Origin of the sequence: Sphingobium sp. YR768 (assembly GCF_900111125.1) — a bacterium.
Lineage (GTDB): Bacteria > Pseudomonadota > Alphaproteobacteria > Sphingomonadales > Sphingomonadaceae > Sphingobium.
On sequence record NZ_FOGE01000009.1, the window covers coordinates 1 to 16,925 of the forward strand.

12 protein-coding genes and 1 tRNA gene are annotated in these 16,925 nt (G+C 63.0%); 5 read left to right on the forward strand and 8 right to left on the reverse strand.

Features of this window, described 5'->3' with window-relative positions:
- On the forward strand, positions 1-427 hold a 427-nt coding region (locus tag BMX92_RS27705; RefSeq protein ID WP_218145780.1), incomplete at its 5' end, for a hypothetical protein.
- Between the two features lie 74 nt (positions 428-501).
- Here the strand turns inward: BMX92_RS27705 and BMX92_RS12035 are convergent.
- From BMX92_RS12035 to BMX92_RS12045, 3 genes are all read right to left on the reverse strand, one after another.
- Positions 502-786 (reverse strand): TFIIB-type zinc ribbon-containing protein, encoded by a 285-nt coding sequence (locus tag BMX92_RS12035; RefSeq protein WP_093016748.1) that lies wholly within the window; start codon positions 784-786, stop codon positions 502-504.
- Positions 786-1,496, reverse strand: coding sequence for a Bax inhibitor-1/YccA family protein (locus BMX92_RS12040; RefSeq protein WP_093016750.1), 711 nt, complete (start codon positions 1,494-1,496; stop codon positions 786-788). Before BMX92_RS12040 ends, BMX92_RS12035 begins: the two co-directional genes overlap by 1 nt.
- 258 nt (positions 1,497-1,754) lie before the next feature.
- Positions 1,755-2,519, reverse strand: coding sequence for a MerR family transcriptional regulator (locus BMX92_RS12045; protein ID WP_093016752.1), 765 nt, complete (start codon positions 2,517-2,519; stop codon positions 1,755-1,757).
- Between the two features lie 99 nt (positions 2,520-2,618).
- On the opposite strand from BMX92_RS12045, the gene cysS reads away from it, so the two are divergent.
- The 3 genes from cysS to BMX92_RS12060 all read left to right on the forward strand — a co-directional run bounded on the left by cysS (position 2,619) and on the right by BMX92_RS12060 (position 7,768).
- Entirely contained in the window at positions 2,619-4,133 is a 1,515-nt protein-coding gene (cysS, locus tag BMX92_RS12050; protein WP_093016754.1) for a cysteine--tRNA ligase, read from the forward strand.
- A 93-nt stretch (positions 4,134-4,226) separates the two neighbouring features.
- Positions 4,227-7,163: a CHAT domain-containing protein gene (locus tag BMX92_RS12055; protein ID WP_093016756.1), complete on the forward strand. Its 2,937-nt coding sequence runs from the start codon at positions 4,227-4,229 to the stop codon at positions 7,161-7,163.
- A gap of 107 nt (positions 7,164-7,270) precedes the next feature.
- Positions 7,271-7,768, forward strand: coding sequence for a GNAT family N-acetyltransferase (locus BMX92_RS12060; RefSeq protein ID WP_093016758.1), 498 nt, complete (start codon positions 7,271-7,273; stop codon positions 7,766-7,768).
- On the opposite strand, the gene BMX92_RS12065 is transcribed toward BMX92_RS12060, so the two are convergent.
- Positions 7,765-9,636 carry an ABC-F family ATP-binding cassette domain-containing protein gene (locus tag BMX92_RS12065; protein WP_093016760.1) on the reverse strand — a complete coding sequence of 624 codons (1,872 nt, stop codon included), beginning with the start codon at positions 9,634-9,636 and terminating at the stop codon, positions 7,765-7,767. The two genes, BMX92_RS12060 and BMX92_RS12065, sit on opposite strands and share 4 nt — an antisense overlap.
- A gap of 361 nt (positions 9,637-9,997) precedes the next feature.
- Here BMX92_RS12065 and BMX92_RS12070 point away from each other — a divergent pair, with 361 nt between their 5' ends.
- Entirely contained in the window at positions 9,998-11,341 is a 1,344-nt protein-coding gene (locus BMX92_RS12070) for a hypothetical protein (protein ID WP_093016762.1), read from the forward strand.
- Between the two features lie 113 nt (positions 11,342-11,454).
- Here the strand turns inward: BMX92_RS12070 and BMX92_RS12075 are convergent, their stop codons facing one another.
- The 4 genes from BMX92_RS12075 to BMX92_RS12090 form a co-directional block, all read right to left on the reverse strand.
- Positions 11,455-13,590, reverse strand: a complete 2,136-nt coding sequence (locus BMX92_RS12075) for a TonB-dependent receptor domain-containing protein (protein WP_256213403.1) — start codon at positions 13,588-13,590, stop codon at positions 11,455-11,457.
- A 325-nt stretch (positions 13,591-13,915) separates the two neighbouring features.
- Entirely contained in the window at positions 13,916-16,201 is a 2,286-nt protein-coding gene (locus BMX92_RS12080; protein ID WP_093016764.1) for a glycoside hydrolase family 3 N-terminal domain-containing protein, read from the reverse strand.
- Positions 16,202-16,319: 118 nt separating this feature from the next.
- Entirely contained in the window at positions 16,320-16,577 is a 258-nt protein-coding gene (locus BMX92_RS12085; RefSeq protein ID WP_093016766.1) for a hypothetical protein, read from the reverse strand.
- A 191-nt stretch (positions 16,578-16,768) separates the two neighbouring features.
- Positions 16,769-16,855: transfer RNA gene (locus BMX92_RS12090), tRNA-Tyr, on the reverse strand.
- Positions 16,856-16,925 lie beyond the last annotated feature (70 nt).

The window sequence follows — 16,925 nt, forward strand, 5'->3', positions numbered from 1 at the left end:
GCGCCCATTGGGCGTCCGTCAGTACAAAACGATCCATACAAAGCCTGAATCACATCTGACGATAAATGGAAATCCTAAATCCCCACAAGCCTTAGAAAAGGACTTAGGCAAAGTTCTTGATAGGATGCCTTGCCAAGAAACGAAATTAGCCATTCGATATCTGAACCGCTGGCCACCACAGGTTCAAAAATATGTATCCGGTCAAGCAGTATTCTGCCCAGTCTCACTTAAGGCAGATACAGCAGGCGGCGGTGCGATTGAAGCAGCAAAGCGCGTTCGCAATAACCTGTTTCACGGTGGGAAACACACACCTCATTCACCTCCGTATCGAGACGAAAATCTAATCCGATGCGCAAGCCAAATTTTGAACGCTTGCTTGGAAGCGGATGCGAATTTGCGGAACGAGTTTGAACACCAAGTCTTTTGAAATCTAAGTTGCCGGAGCAATCTGATTTTTCTGCGCCAACGAAAAAGGCCGGCCCCATCGGGACCCGCCTTTCGTCAATCGAACAGCTCTTCCAGAAAGCTCTTCTTGCGCTTCTTCGGGTAGCCGCGCCCATCGTCGCGATCCGGACGATAACTCTGCTGCGCAAAGGGCGCAGGCTGCGGCGTCTGCGCGCTCGCCTGCGCGCTCCGTTCGATGATCTTGTCCAGTTCGCCCCGGTCCAGCCAGACGCCCCGGCATTGCGGGCAATAGTCGATTTCGACCCCCTGCCGATCCGTCATCGCCAAACCGACATGACAGACCGGGCAAAGCATCGCCGACACTTGGGCCTGATCCCGCATTATTCGCGTTCGCCCGTCAGGCTGAGCAGCATCTGGAACAGGTTGACGAAATTCAGGTAGAGCGACAGCGCGCCCATCACCTGCATCTTCCCAGCGACTTCATGGCCGGCATAATAGAAATATTCCGACTTGATGCGCTGCACGTCCCAGGCGGTGAGGCCGGTGAAGACCACCACGCCGATGATCGAAATGACCATCGCCATCGCGGACGAGCCGATGAAGATGTTGATGAGGCTGGCGACGATGATGCCGATCAGGCCCATGATCAGGAAGCTGCCCATCTTCGTCAGGTCACGCTGGGTGGTATAGCCCCACAGCGCCATGGCGAGAAACATCACCGCGGCCGAGAAGAAGGCCTGCGCGATGCTGCCGCCGGTGAAGACGAGGAAGACGCTGCCCAGCGACACGCCCATGACGGCGGCGAAAGCGTAGAAGGCGGTGCGCGCGCCCGAGGTGCTCATCTGCTCCATGCGGAAACTGAAGAAGAAGACGAAAGCCAGCGGCGCGAAGATCGCGACCCACTTCAGCGGCGTGCCATAGATGGCGGCGGCCAGCGCCGGGGTGTTGCCGACCAGCGCAGCGACCAGACCGGTGATGACCAGGCCGATACCCATATTGCGGAAGACGCCCAGCATATGCGCGCGCAAGCCGGCATCGGTCTGCGCCGTCTGGCTGGCACCATAGCCCGGCGTGCGAACGGGATTATTCATGAGAAACACTCACTCCATCATCAAAATGTGGTTCGAGTGGCCCGGCGCAGTGTCCTGCGGTCCTGAGAGGGGGCTTTTGACCGCAAAACCTGCACCGAGCGCACTCGATGCGGTCCGACATCGCGACAGGATCAAGGGGGAGATCCATGTCGCCAGAGGGGCCCGGGCCGCACCAGCAATATCGGATGACGAAACGCCGCCTGCAAGGGATCGGCCCGCCCGCAACATTTTATTACAATTGCAGCCGATCCCCCCGGATCATCCAGCTTGGCGCACTTGCCCCACCGCCCTGATGAAGGCCCAGACATCGGCGGAGAAAGGCGGCGTATGTTCGGCCTGCCATTCACCGATATTGTCGTAAAGCTGCGTCACCCCCTGCGTCATGGCAGGGGTGGCCACCGCCATGAAGGGCGCCAGCAGCGCTTGCCATTCGTCATAAAAGGCTCCGGCCTGCACCGACGCCGGGTCAAGCGGCAGGGCATCGTCGATGCGGGCGGTCAGGTCCGCCCATTGCGCCCCATAAGCCGCCTGATCGAAATCGGCGGGCAAGGCCCCCTGCGCATCGGCGAAATCCGCTTCCGCCTGCGCGCTCATATAACGATCGGTCACATTCTTCCATTTTTCCTGATCCATATCGATATCTCCGGTTCGGATCAGCGAGCAAAGGGTCGCGGCATCGAGCGGCTCGCCACGGTCGATGCGGGACAAAGCGGTGGCGAGATGGGCGCGCGCCTGCGCCAGCCCCTGCGCCTGTTCATCCAGCACGGCGATCTGGGCCCGCAGCAGCGGCGCCAGATCGACCGGCCGGTCGTTCAACAGTCTTTCAATCTGGGACAGGCTGAACCCCGCCCGCTTGAGTGTGATGATCCGGTGCAGCCGGGCCAGTTCGTCCCGGCCGAACAGCCGCCGCCCCGAAGCGGTGCGCAAGGGCGCGACGAGGCCGCGCCCTTCGTAGAAACGCAGCGCCCGACTGGTCAGGCCGGTCAGGCGGGCAACAGCGGCGATATCCATCAGATCGGTCATGGAGCGGGGATAGCGGTTGACGCTGGGTCAAGTTCAAGCGCTTTTTTGCCTTATTCGCGCTGTTGACGCCCGGCCCTTCTGACGACATGGCTGGCCATCATGTCCGACGACCAGCATATCCCCGCGCCGCTGCGCCTGTTCAACAGCCTGACCCGCACGATCGAGCCGTTCGCGCCGATCGAGGATAATCATGCGCGCGTCTATAGCTGCGGCCCGACCGTCTATAATTATGCCCATATCGGCAATCTGCGCGCCTATGTGTTCGTGGACACGCTGCGCCGGACCCTGTTGTGGAAGGGGCTGAGCGTCACCCAGATCATCAACATCACCGATGTCGGCCATTTGACCAGCGATGCCGACGCCGGTGACGACAAGATGGAAGCCGCCGCACGCGCGAGCGCGAAGAGCATCTGGGATATCGCCGCCCATTATACCGAAGCATTCAAGTCGAACGTCGCCGCGCTCAACATCATGGCGCCCAGCGAATGGACGGTCGCGACCGACTATGTGCCGCAGATGATCGCATTTGCAGAGAAGATCGCGCCGGATCATTGCTATGAACTGGAGAGCGGCCTCTATTTCGACAGCACGACCGTCCCCGATTATGGCGCGCTGGCCGGCGGGCGGGATGACGCCGCGCATGCCCGGATCGATCCGGTCGCGGGCAAGCGCAACGCATCCGACTTCGCGATCTGGCGCAAATCGCCGCCGGGCGAGCAGCGGCAGATGGAATGGGACAGCCCCTGGGGCAAGGGTGCGCCGGGCTGGCATCTGGAATGCTCCGTCATGTCGCAAGCCCGGCTTGGCCAGCCGTTCGACATTCATACTGGCGGCATCGACCATCGCGAGATTCACCACCCGAACGAGATCGCCCAAAATCAGGCCTTCCATAGCTGCTGCGGCGAACCCAATGCGGCGACGGCGGGCTTCACCGGTGCGCGCTGGTGGATGCACAATAATTTCCTGGTCGACCGGCAGGGGAAGATGAGCAAGTCCAAGGGCGGCTTCACCACCCTGTTCAGCCTGATCGATGCGGGCGTGCATCCGATTGCCTATCGCCTGCTCTGCCTTGGCGCCCATTATCGCAGCGAGCTGGAGTTCAGCGCGGACAATCTGGCGGCGGCGCTGACGCGGCTCAAGCGGCTGGTCATGGGCGTAGAAGGCCTGAAGGCCCGCGCCGAGGGCGTGACCTGGCAATCGCCGCGCATCGACTATTTGCGCGCCAATCCGCACCCCAAGCTGGCGCCACTACTGGAGCAGTTCGACGCTGCAATCGCCGACGACCTGATGACACCGCGCGCCCTTCCCCTGCTGGAGGAAGCCATTGGCATGAAGAAGGTGCCGGTGGACGAGAAGCTGTGCCTGATCGCCGCTTTCGATCAGGCGCTGGGCCTCAACCTGCTGACGCTGAGCCGTGCCGACCTGCGCGTGCAGCCCAAGGATGCGCAGATCACGCCGGAAGAGATCGAGGCCGAACTGGAACGCCGCACCGCCGCCCGCGCGGAAAAGGATTTCGCCCTGTCGGACGAGATTCGCGATGCCCTGATCGCGCGCGGCGTGGAGGTGATGGACGGCGATCCGTTGCGCTGGGACTGGCGCCTGACGCTGGCCTGATATCGTAACGGCGGGGGGCTGACCCATGCTTCACTTGACGCCTGCCTGCGTCCGGCCGAAGACATATTCGGGTCGATAGATGGTGGGGGCGCGATGAGTCTTTCCGCTTACCGATCGGCTGTCCTGTTGGCGCTGCTTCTGGCGACGCCTGAGGTGATCGCTGCGCCGGTCGCCTTTTCCGCTACCGATCCGCGCCATGCCTGGCTGCACCGGCTGGAGACGCAGGCGTTCGACCTGTACAATAGCGATGATTATGCGCTGTCCATGTCGCAGAAGACGCGCGACGCCTGGTTGCGCCTACACGCCGCAGCGGTCCGGACGAAGGTAAACGGAAAGGCACATCCGCTGGCCGGCGTGGCGCTGGTCAACCTAGCCGCCATGGATCAGATCGACGGCAAGAATCCCGATGCGCTGACCCGGTCGAATGAGGGGCTGGCGCTGCTGGCGCCCTTTGCCGACGCTTATCCGATCGCCTGGATGCAGGGCCTGTCGGTCAAGGCCTATGTCCAGATCGCGCTGGGCGACGTGCCAGGCGGCGCAGACACGCTGGCGCAGGCGAGCCATTATATGGATGGCTATATCGCCCGGACGCCGGCCGACAAGCTGGACAAGGATACGCAGATGCTGCGGTCCAACATCGCCTTTTCCCATGCGCAGGCGCTGACCCGACTGGGGCGGAATAGCGAAGCGGTCGAGGCGCAGAAGGCCAGTATGGAAGCCCGGATCGCGGCGGCCGGGCCGGATAGCGCGGATACGATCGGCTCCTATTATGGCTATGCCCAGATGCTCCAGCGTGCGGACCGGGATGCAGAGGCCGAAGTCTATGCCCGACTGGCGGTGGACAAGGCGACCGACCATGTCGACCGCAAGCATCCAAGCTATGCCCGTGCGCTGGAGGCACTGGGCCTGCTGCTGTCGCGCACCGGGCGGCGCGCGGAAAGTCTGGACTATCTGCAACGCGCCATCGCCATCAAGCGCGAGACGGTGGGCACGGACAGCCTCTATTTCCAGTTCGGCCTGCAAAATCTGGGATCGGTGCTGCTGCCGCTGGAACGCTATGCCGATGCAGAGCCGCTGTTTCTGGAGGCCGAGCGCGGCTTCCGCAAGATCGAAGGTGAGGGCAGCCCGCAGTCGGCGCGCGCATTGGCCTTCGCCGCATCAGCGGAACTGGCCGAAGGGCAGCGCGAACAAGGGATAGACCGACTGGAGATCGCGCTGGCCCGGGTTCATGCCGGATCGGACAAGGATCGCGAGATCGGCCAGCGCGTCTATCCCTATCTGATTCCTGCGCTGATCGCGGCGGGCCGGACGGATCGAGCGCGTACCGCCGCTACTGCCTTTGCCGCGGAAACGCAGCAACTGGACAATGCGCCCGCCTTCCCGCTGGCGCAGGCGGCGATGCTGGCGTCCTGGACGACGCCGGATCATAAGGCGCTGAGCGACAATGCCCGGCGGCTGGCCGGGGTGGTGCGCGACGGCGCAACGATGAACGACAATGGCGAACTGACGGAGGATCAGCGCGCCGCTCTGGATTCGCTATTAGCTGTTGCGGCGGAGACGCAGGATAGCGCATTGGCGCTAGACGCGATGGCCGTGCTGGCGGGATCGCGCATCGCACAGGCCAATCGTCTGGTTGCGCAGCGACTGGTGGCCGACCCGGTGCTGGCCAGCCGGGTTCGTGCGCTACAGGACAAGGGCAAGGCGCTGGAAGCGGCGGACCGGGACTTGCTGAAGGCGCTGGCGGTGGACAGCGGCGTGGCGGAAGCGCGCGCCGCACGCGCAGCGGTGGCGGCCGATGTCGAGGCGGAACGCGCCGCGATCGCCCGCGCCTATCCCCGCTGGGTCGAGGCACGGGGTGGCGAGCGACCCGATCTGTCGGCGTTGCAGGCTGGCCTCGGCAAGGATCAGGCGCTGCTGGCGGTGATGCCGGCCTTTGACGGCGTCTATCTGCTGGCGGTGAGCGCCAGGGGCACAAGGATCGAGCGGGCGAAGCTGGATCGCGCGGCCATGGTGGCGCTGGTCAATCGGCTGCGCCTGTCTCTGACCCCGGCGGGGTTCGATCAGGCGGCCGCACAGACGCTGTACGACCAGATTTTCACGCCCGGCATATTGGCGGCGCTGGGCAAGGCCCCGATGTTGCGGATCGTGCCGACGGGGGCCTTCGCCTCCCTGCCCTTCGCCATGTTGCCGCAGCGCCCCGTGGCGAAGGTGGATCGCCGCACGCCCTGGCTGATCCATCGCTTCGCGATCGAGGTGCAGCCGGGCTTTGCCATCGATGCCGACAAGCGCACCCGGATCGCGGCGCGTGACCAGCGTTTTCTGGGCATCGGCGCGCCGCAGGCCTTCGCCAGTGCCGTGTCCATCCCGGTTTCGCGCGGCGGCAATGCGCTACTCGCGGCCAATCATTATTTCCGCAATGGCGGGGCGGATGCGCGCGCCCTGTCCGAACTCCCTCCCCTGCCCGGGTCGTTGAACGAGTTGCAGGCAGTCGCCCGGCGCTTCGGTGCGGACCATGCGACATTGCTGGTCGGCGCGGATGCCAGCGAAGGGGGACTGAAAGCGCAGGACCTGTCTGCCTATGGCGTGATCCTGTTCGCGACCCATGGGCTGGTAAGCGGCGAGATGGAGGGCGTGACCGAACCGGCGCTGGTCCTGTCCCCCCCGGCAGATGCGAACCCGGATGAGGATGGCCTGCTGACCGCATCGGAGGTCGCGTCGATGCGGATCGGTGCGGACTGGGTGATCCTGTCCGCCTGCAATACCGCAGCGGGCAATGATGCGCAGGCGGCGGCCTATTCGGGGCTGGCGCAGGCGTTCCGCTATGCGGGTGCGGGTTCGCTGTTGGTGTCGCACTGGCCGGTGCGGGATGATGCCAGCGCCTTCGTGACGCTGGAGACGGTAAAAGGCGCCAATCGCGGCCTGCCGCGCGCGGTCGCGTTGCAGCGCGCGATGCTGAAGCTGATCCGAGCGAAGCAGGACAATGCGGCGCAGCCCTATATCTGGGCGCCCTTCATCCTGATGGGCCGATGACGCCGCATCCGGGATAGTCCTTATAGGTTTCCGCAAACGGAAAGCCGATGATCCGGAGTGAGGCGGCCCAGCAGAGAGCGCCGTTCCCGGAGTGAAGGACTGTTCCGATGATCGCACTTGAAACCCGCTATGGCTTCCGTTTCGACATCCGTCTGGCGACGCACAGGGATGAGCCGGCGCTGGCCGATTTCTTTGCTGATGTGACGGACGAGGACCGGCGTTTCCGCTTCCTGTCAGCGGTGCGGCAGGTGAGCCCGAGCCAGTTGCATGCCATGACCGATTTCGATCATCACCGGCATGAGAGCTTTCTGGCCTTTGCCCCGGAGAGTGGGGCGATCATCGCGGCGGCGACGCTGGCGGTGGACCCGGAGGGCAAGACCGGCGAAGTCGCCATCTCCATCCTGCCCGATCATAAGGGCAAGGGGATCGGCTGGACGCTGCTGGACCATGTCGCGCAGGAAGCGCGGGCCTGGGGCGTGACACGGCTCCAGTCGATCGAGAGCCGGGACAATCGCGCCGCGATCAGCCTGGAGCGGGAAATGGGCTTTTCCGCCCGCGCCATTGAGGGCGATCCGGCGCTGGTGCTGCTGGAGCGGGCCTTTTAACCCGCTTCCAGCGCCGCGCCAGCCTCCATCCAGACTTCCTCGGCCGCTTCCAGCTTCTTTTCGACGTCCGCGCGCTTGACCATCAGCTGGCTGGTGGTCAGCTTCGCTTCGGCGCCGGTGGCCGATTTGGGATCGGACAGCACGGCGTCGATGCGCTTGCGCTCGGCGATCAGGCTGGTCATCTCGCGCTCGGCCTTGTTGACCGCGTTCTTGAGAACCTTCTGCTTTTCGCGCCATTCGGCGGCGGCCTTCTTGTCGGCCTTGCGGTCGACCTTCGGCGCATCGCCGCTGCTGCTGGCATTGCCGTCCGCCTTGCGCAGGATGATGTCGGTATAATCGTCCAGCGACCCGTCGAAGGGCTGGGCCGTGCCATTGTCGACCAGCACCAGGCGATCGGCGACCAGTTCGATCATGTGGCGGTCGTGCGACACGATCACCACCGCGCCGCTATATTCGTTGAGCGCCTGCACCAGCGCCTCGCGACTGTCGACGTCGAGGTGGTTGGTCGGTTCGTCGAGGATCAGCAGATGCGGCGCGTCGCGGGTGATGAGCGCCAGCGCCAGACGGGCGCGCTCGCCACCGGACATGGAGCCGACCTTCTGCGTCGCGCGCTCGCCCGAAAAGCCGAAGCGACCCAACTGGGCACGCACCGCACCGGGGGTCGCACCCTTCATGACGCGGGTCATATGCTCCAGCGGCGTGTCGGTAACGTCCAGTTCCTCCACCTGATATTGGGTGAAATAGCCGACATTCATCTTGGCCGAGCTTTGCATCGTCCCCTCCATCGGGGCGAGTTGCGCAGCGATCAGGCGGGCCAGCGTGGTCTTGCCGTTGCCGTTGCGACCGAGCAACGCCAGCCGGTCGTCCGGGTCGATGCGCAGGTTGACGCGCTTGAGGATCGGCGTTTCGGTGTAACCGACCGAGGCCATGTCCATGGTGATGAGCGGCGGACGCAGTTCCGCCGGGCTGGGAAAGCCGAAATGCAGGGTCGGATCTTCGATCGCGGCGGCAATGGGCTGCATCCGGGCCAGCGCCTTGGCACGGGACTGGGCCTGTTTCGCGGTAGAGGCGCGGGCCGAGTTGCGGGCGACATAGTCCTGCAACTTCTCCCGCTCCGCCTGCTGCTTGGACCGGGCGGCTTCCTGCTGGGCGAGGCGTTCGGCGCGCTGGCGCTCGAAAGCGTCGTAACCGCCGGGATAGAGGGTGATCTTCCCGCCTTCGAGGTGGAGGATATAGTCCACCACATTGTTCAGCAGATCGCGTTCATGGCTGATGACGACCACGGTGCCGCGATAGGCCTTGAGGAAATTTTCCAGCCAGAGCGTGGCTTCCAGATCGAGATGGTTCGACGGTTCGTCGAGCAGCAGCAGGTCGGGATTGGAGAAAAGCAGCGAAGCGAGCGCCACGCGCATCTTCCAGCCGCCCGAATAGCTGTCGAGCGGGCGACCCTGCATTTCCTCGTCGAAGCCGAGGCCGACGAGGATGCGGGCGGCGCGGGCCGGGGCGGTATAGGCGTCGATCGTGGTCAGCCGCTCATAGATATGGCCGAGGCGATCGGGGTCTTCGGTATGCTCCGCCTCCGCCATCAGGGCGGCGCGTTCCTTGTCGGCTTCCAGCACGGTGTCGAACGGGGTCGCGGTGCCGGAGGGGGCTTCCTGCGCGATATAGCCCAGCCGCGTGTCGCGGGGCATGTCGCAACTGCCCTCGTCCGGGTCAAGCTGGCCGATCATCACCTTCATCAGGGTCGACTTGCCCGCGCCGTTGCGGCCGATCAGGCCCACACGGCTGCGCGGCGGCAACGCAGCGGCTGCGCGGTCAAGGATAGTGCGGCCGCCCAGGCGCACGGTGATACCGTTCAAGTTAAGCATGGGGGCGGCCTGTAGCAGAGGTGCGCCGGGTGGTGAAGGTGTTGGCGGTGCGTTTTGCAGGGGGGCCTGGCGTTGCGAAGTTCACAGCGTTGTGGGCCACGCAAAAGTGGGGTGGACGCACGGGTGCCATGGATTTCGCAATAGGAAAATTTTTGCGAAATGGCGCGCGTTGGGATGTGGGCCGACGCGGGACGCGAAAGGGCGGACGGTGGGAAAGAGCGAAGTGGATTATGGCGCAGGGGCGGGGTGTAGGATAGAGTTGGTGGTCGCGGAACGGGTTTTCTTGGGAGGCGCTATCAAAAAAAGCGGCCGTGCCACCTGCTTGCATCGCGCGCACTTATCTGGCGAAATCTGAAACCGCATGGCTATCTTCGCCCGCCGCCGCCTCCAGACGATGCTCGACGAGCTAGCCCGGTTAATGGACAACGAGCAATCTCGCGACCTGACGCAACGCATGGAAAGCAAAAAGATTGAGCAGGCATTGCCTGCCGAGATGGAACTTGGCCTTATATGGGCAATTGCCGAGCTGGGGCCCGTTGAGATCGAGCCGGAATGGTATAGCGAAAGGTTTAGCGCAAAACGTTTGCCGGACCTGTTCTCGGACGATCTAATCCCCGGACAGGAAACAATCATTGAAATTACCGCACTATCTGATGCGGTGCTGCCCGCAGATGAAGGCATGCGCAACGCATCCGGCAAACTTTCGGAAGAAGCGGGCAAACTCCGACGCGGTGCCGGACGACATATTTCGTACTACTTTTATGAAGAAACGGTACGGATCGGACGGGATTCGATCAGGCGTGTATGCGTCCCGACCAAACTTGTCATATCCGATGCCATCAGGACACAGCTTTGCCATTGGATCAAAGGCCAAGATCGAAAGGACGGAGACAAGCTTCAGTTGGCTGATGGGATGCTAAAGGTCGTGCTGACTTGGCATGCCCACGCGCAGAGTCGATATAATTTTACAACCTCAATGCCACCCGAAATCAGGCACATTTCGGATAATTATATCTTCAACGCGCTGGAGGGAAAGGCGAAGCAGCTTCGCAATACACATTTCAAAGGCATCCGGTGCGTGATCTTGGCAGATGTCGGCAGCACCGCGCTTCGTCGGTTTGATAACTTCGACTATACCAACCGGGTCTACAATGGCGGTCAGATCGCCGACCATTTCTTCCGCAGCAAAGCCAATCCCGGCATCGACGTCATCGCGATCGTTACGCCGAACCGTAAAAACTGGGGGCTGGCCGGCTTCCGCGAAACGATTGAATGGAAAATTGGACTGCATTGCCGTCCATGCGTCAACATTGATCCCGCTGGATTCGAGCGTCTCGCTGAGACATTGCCGCCACCTCGACGGGAAGGGTATCAAAGTAGACAGCTACATGAGCAATCTGTCTTCGCACCTAACGCAAAGGGAAGATATTTGAGCACCCAAGTTTCTTGGCGAAAGGGCGATAAATCGGAGATCAAATTTTCCGCCCGCGCGATCCTTGATCTGCTCGCTGGCCGGATAACTCCGGAGCAGGCGAAAAGAGCTTTCGATTCCCTAGCCGGTAAAGCCCTCAAAGCGCATCTTGATCGCGGAGAGACTATCGCTGATCTACGCCTCGAGCCGGGCGGCCCCGATCAAGATGATGACCACATCGTTTTCACCTTTAGCGATGACCCCGCCGCGCGCGAGCTTAAAGCTTCCGAATAGCAATAGGCTGCTGCCTTATGTCCGCGACACAGCGTATCCATCGTCAGCGGGTTGACGACTTTGCCCATCAAGGCGCGGGGGCGATGCCACGGACACCACCCCCGCGATAAGGATCAGAAGTCGACCGTCGCGGAAAGCCAGAGGCGGCGGCCTTCCTGATTGATCGAATAGGCCGGAGTGAAGGCCGTGACATTGGCCGCCGTCTGATAGGGGACGTAGACGGCATAGTCGGTGTCGAGAATGTTGTAGATCGTCGCCGACAGGCGGAAGGCGGGCGTGATCTGGTAATTGCCGCCAAGGTGGAAGACTTCATAGCTGCGGAAGTCGCCCAGCGCCGTCTGCTGTATAGTATTGCCGCGATAGCGAGTGGAGCGGATTTCGGCGCGGGCCCAGAGGCTGGCCTTGTCATCCAGTTTCCAGCGCAGATTGCCGTTCAGCATATGTTTGGGCATGCCCACCAGCGGCAGGCCCTTTTCCGAGCCGCTCAACTGTTCGGTTTCGGTGTAGGTATAGTTAGCCGACAGCGACAGGCTGGGCGTGAAGGCGAAGCGAGTTGCGACCTCGACGCCGCGGGTGCGGGCCTTGTCGATGTTGATCTGCTGGCCGAACTGTTCGACATTGGGGAAATTGCCGACATCGACGCAACCAGCCGGCGGCTGACCCTGGAAGCCGGAGAAGGTGCAGTTGTTGACGCCGGGGCCGGACGCGATCTTGTCATCGAAATCATTGTTGAACAGGGTGACGTTGCCGCTGAAGAAGCCCTGATTGTCGAAATAGAGGCCCGCTTCATAGCTGGTGCTGGTTTCGGGCGTCAGGCCCGGCGACCCCAGCAGCGGCACGCGGCCCTGACTGCCGAAGCCGATGATGCCGCTGGCGATCTGTTCCACGCGGGGCGTCTTGAAGCCCCGGCTGACGCCGCCCTTCAGGGTCAGGGCATCATTGATGTTCCATACCGCATAGGCGCGCGGCGACCATTTGTTGCCGAAGGTCGAATGATCGTCATAGCGGGCGCCGCCGGTGATGTTGAAGCCCTCGGTCACGGTGAGGGTCGCTTCGGCGAAACCGGCCCATTGGGTGAATTTGAACGGTTCGGGCGCGACGCCCTCGACCATGCGCGCCTTCCAATATTGGCCGCCTACGGTGAAGGCCAAAGCGCCGAATTTGCCGGCGAAGCGGGAGTCGAGAATATCGTTGCGCGCCTCCAGCTTGCGCGGGCTGCCCGGCACCGCGCCCGGCGTGCCATTGGGGATGAGGCGGCCGATGGTTTCGGTGTCGTTGCGGGTCAGCGTGGTGTCGAGCTGGCCAAAGCCCATGCGCCAGCTATGCGCGGCGACATAGTTGGTGCGGTTGAACCGCTGTTCGGGGGCATAGCCGCCCGATCCCAGCGTGCCGAGCTGGCCCCGGCTATTGTCATAACGCTGTTCGTTGCGGTCATATTCGAACCACAGGTCATGATCGGCATGGGGCGTGATGCTGAGGCGGGCGCCATAGGTGTAGACGTCGGATTCCACCGGATTGCGGCCCAGCGTCAGCGCCGGATCGCCGGGGATCTCGATATTCGATCCTTCGCGGTGGAAGACGCTGCCGCGCAGCGTCAGGCCCACCAGATCCTTGACGATCGGCCCCTGGGCAAAGCCGTTGATCGACTGGATATTGCCGAAACGATCATCGCCCTGAATGGTGCTTTCGGCGGTGGCGGTGCCGACCCAGCGGCTGCCGACCTTGCGCGTGATGATGTTGACGACACCGCCCATCGCGTCCGAGCCGTACAGGGTGGACATGGGGCCGCGCACCACTTCGATCCGGTCGATGGCGGAGAAGGGCGGCAGGAAGCTGGTGGAGGTTTCGCCAAAGCCGTTGGGCGTGACGCCGCCCGGCGCATTCTGGCGGCGACCGTCGATCAGGACCAGCGTATAGTCGCTGGGCATGCCGCGAATGGAGATGTTGAGGCCGCCGGTCTTGCCCGCTTCGCCGCCGACATCGACGCCCTGCACGTCCTGAAGCGCCTCGGCGAGGCTGCCGAAACGCTTTTCCTGCAATTCCTCGCGGCCCAGCACGGTGATGCTGGCGGGGGCTTCGGTGATATTCTGTTCATAGCCGGCCGCGGTGACGACGATGGCGCTGCTAGATTGATCGTCCGCGTCTGGCGCGGGCGCATCGGCGGCGAAGGCGGGTGTCGCGAGCGCGGCAGCCAGAACAAGCAGGCTGCTACACAGCGCAAAAGGACGCGCAGAAAATGCTGAAGACATGGAAACCCTCCCCCGAACTAAGAACGCGAATAAGTCGCATTAGAGATGAGAGGCCTGTGCGGAGGCGGTCGGCAGCGGTCAATTGCGCGACGCGGCCGAGCGGCGTGGGCAATAATTCCTTACAGGAAGGGCATCAGATGGCAGGGAGCGCGCGCTAGGCTGAAATATTCACGCTACATTTGCAATATTCAGCTACAATCAGAGCGGGATGACTGCATGTTGAATCGTCATTGCGAGCGCAGCGAAGCAATCCATGGGCGCGCCATTGGATTGCTTCGCTGCGCTCGCAATGACGGCGTGGGGCAAAGCAATCTCATCTCACACTCTATGAGGCCGTCCCCTGCCCTTTCACCTCGGCATAGAGGGTAAATTGGGCGTTCAGGCCGCCGACGCTCGACTGGCCGACCCACAGGTCGAAGACGCCCGGTTCGGCAAGGCGCTGATTACGGGCGCCGACAAATTCCAGATCGGTGCGCGACAGGGAGAAGCGGACGGTCTTGCTTTCGCCCGGTGACAGGGTGACGCGCTCCATATGTTTGAATTCCCGGATCGGGCGGGTGCGGCTGGCGACGCGGTCGCGGGTGTAGAGTTGGACGACCTCGCTGCCTTTGCGCTTCCCCTTGTTCGTGACGCGGGCCGTGACTTCGATCGCGGCGTCCCAGCGAAGCGCCGTGTCGGACAGTTTCAACTGGTCGAGCGCAAATTCGGTATAGCTCAGGCCATGGCCGAAGGGGAAACGGGCGCTGTTGTCGGTGGTGGCGTAGCGCGCCTTATATTCGGTGCTGCCCTTGTCGACCACGGGGCGGCCGGTGGATTTGCGGTCGTAGAAGAAAGGCTCCTGCCCGCTTTCCCAGGGGAAGCTGACGGGCAGCTTGGCCGAGGGATCGACCTTCCCCAGCAGGATATCGGCGATGGCATGGCCCGCCTCGCTGCCCAGAAACCAGGTCGCCAATAGGGCGTTGGCGTTGGCGACACCATCATGCAGGGCGAGCGCCCGGCCATGGCGCAGCAGGACAGCGACGGGCTTGCCGGCCGCGACCACGGCGTCGGCCAGCGCCTGTTGCGCGGCGGGGATTTCGATCGTGGTGCGGGACTGGGCTTCGCCCGACATGGCCTGCGATTCGCCGATGGCCAGCAGGACGATATCGGCCGCCTTCGCCGCATCGACCGCGGCGGCTATGCCACCGTCGATGGTCGCACTGATGTCGCTGCCGCGCGTGACGGTCAGTTGCGACGGATCGGGGAGCGCGGCGCGCAGGCCGGTGGCGATATCCACGCCCTTGTCAGGGTCGCCATAAAAGGCCCAGGGGCCGTAGAGATTGGCATGATCCTCGGCAAAGGGACCGATCAGGGCGATCTTCTGCCCCTTCGCCGGATCGATCGGCAGCAGCCCGTCATTTTTGAGCAGCACGACCGACTTGGCGGCCGCTTCGCGCGCCAGGGCGCGGTGCGCGGGCGTGAAGATGCGGGTTTTTTCCACCTCCTCATTCAATGATCGATAGGGATTGTCGAACAGGCCGATCGCCGCCTTCACATAAAGGATGCGACGCACCGCCACGTCGATCGTGCCCATGGGGACGGCGCCGCTCTTCACCAGATCGGGCAGGTAGCGGATATAGAGGCCGCTCTGCATCGACATGTCGACGCCCGCCAGCACGGCAAGGCGGGCGGCATCGCGATCATCCTCGGCAAAGCCATGGGCGACCAGTTCCTCGTCCGCGGTGTAATCGGAGAAGACGAAGCCCCGGAACTTCATCTCGCCGCGCAATATGTCGGTCAGCAATTCGCTGTCGGCGGTGGCGGGAACGCCGTTAATCTCGTTGAAGGCGGCCATGGTGGTGAGAGCGCCGGCCGCGAACGCCTGACCAAAGGGCGGCAAATGGGTTTCGCGCAGCGTTTCTTCGCTGATGTCGACATTGCCATATTCAAGGCCGGCGGCGACCGCCCCATAGGCGGCGAAATGTTTCGGGCAGGCCAGCAGCGAATCGTCGCGGCGCAAGTCACGGCCCTGAAAGCCGCGAATGCGCGCGGCGGAGAGGAGGCCGGTGAGGGTCACATCCTCCCCTGCCCCTTCGACCACGCGGCCCCAGCGCTGGTCGCGGGCGACATCGACCATGGGGGCGAAGGTCAGATGCAGACCGGCGGCGGTAGCTTCGACCGCCATGGCGCGGGCGGTGCGCTCCACCAAGGCGGGATCGAAGCAGGACGATTCGCCCAGCGGCACGGGGAAGATCGTCTTGAGGCCGTGGATCACATCCCCGGCGAAGAGCAGCGGGATGCCAAGGCGGCTGTCCTTGACCGCCATGTCCTGCGCGCGGCGGGCGCCAGCGACGCCGATGCCGTTGAACAGGCACCCGACCCGGCCCCGGCGGACTTCCTGCGCCAGCCGCTTTTCATCCTGAATGCCGGCCTGCGGATTAGGCGGGTTGAAGGGACGGAAACTGTCGGCAAGGCAGGTCATCTGCCCGGCCTTTTCCTCGATCGTCATGCGCGCGATCAGATCATCCACCCGCGCCACGTCATCGGCGGCAAGCGCACTATGGGGGCGGATGAGCGTAAGGGCGCTACCCAATATTCCGGACAGGAGGGTGCGGCGGCGGATGGTGGTCATGCTGGCAGGAATAACGAGCCCCGATGAATGCAACTTGTCCGGATGAATGCATCAGGACGATTTATGTTGCACCGCAAGATGCAGCATATCGTCCCGGTAAAGGCGCAGCCTCCCAGAATTATTCTACCGGCCGCAACTCCGGCGCCTGTTCTTCGGGCATATGGTTGCGGCGCGCAATGCGGGGGGCTGCGCTGTAGGTGCTGAAGCTTTCCATCGGGATGGCGGAGCCGCAATAACCGCATTCGGCCATCATCCGGCCCACGATCCATTGCTGGCCACCGCAGCCGGGACAATGATTCTGCCCGCCCACATGATAGAGCGGCATGAAGCCCCTGGCACCCAATGCCGAAGGCGGCGAAACCGTCGCTGTGATCATCGACCAAGCCCTTTTCTCAGTTGACCTTAGTCAAGCAACGGGTCGGCCAGCAGATGGTTTCATTAACAGAATGAAATGATCGGATATTTCGCGGTTTCCGTAGCGGATATGGGCGAAAAATAAATTGGCGGGGCTGTGGATAACTAGCCCGAAAGCCCCATGGGCATTGCGCATCCCCGTGCGGGGGAGCGTGGTGGACAGGGCTGGATTCGAACCAGCGTACGGGAAACCCGGGCAGATTTACAGTCTGCTGCCTTTAACCACTCGGCCACCTGTCCAGTGCCCTACCCGGTGAGGAATTTTCGTTCCCCGCCGCGCTGGAGGCGGCTCAATGGCGAAACGAGGCTT

Excerpts from the sequence above, each read along its gene's own strand:
- BMX92_RS12035 (WP_093016748.1), bottom strand. The coding sequence starts at position 786 with ATGCGGGATCAGGCCCAAGTGTCGGCGATGCTTTGCCCGGTCTGTCAT.
- BMX92_RS12040 (WP_093016750.1), bottom strand. The coding sequence starts at position 1,496 with ATGAATAATCCCGTTCGCACGCCGGGCTATGGTGCCAGCCAGACGGCG.
- BMX92_RS12045 (WP_093016752.1), bottom strand. The coding sequence starts at position 2,519 with ATGACCGATCTGATGGATATCGCCGCTGTTGCCCGCCTGACCGGCCTG.
- cysS (WP_093016754.1), top strand. The coding sequence starts at position 2,619 with ATGTCCGACGACCAGCATATCCCCGCGCCGCTGCGCCTGTTCAACAGC.
- BMX92_RS12055 (WP_093016756.1), top strand. The coding sequence starts at position 4,227 with ATGAGTCTTTCCGCTTACCGATCGGCTGTCCTGTTGGCGCTGCTTCTG.
- BMX92_RS12060 (WP_093016758.1), top strand. The coding sequence starts at position 7,271 with ATGATCGCACTTGAAACCCGCTATGGCTTCCGTTTCGACATCCGTCTG.
- BMX92_RS12065 (WP_093016760.1), bottom strand. The coding sequence starts at position 9,636 with ATGCTTAACTTGAACGGTATCACCGTGCGCCTGGGCGGCCGCACTATC.
- BMX92_RS12070 (WP_093016762.1), top strand. The coding sequence starts at position 9,998 with ATGGCTATCTTCGCCCGCCGCCGCCTCCAGACGATGCTCGACGAGCTA.
- BMX92_RS12075 (WP_256213403.1), bottom strand. The coding sequence starts at position 13,590 with ATGTCTTCAGCATTTTCTGCGCGTCCTTTTGCGCTGTGTAGCAGCCTG.
- BMX92_RS12080 (WP_093016764.1), bottom strand. The coding sequence starts at position 16,201 with ATGACCACCATCCGCCGCCGCACCCTCCTGTCCGGAATATTGGGTAGC.
- BMX92_RS12085 (WP_093016766.1), bottom strand. The coding sequence starts at position 16,577 with ATGATCACAGCGACGGTTTCGCCGCCTTCGGCATTGGGTGCCAGGGGC.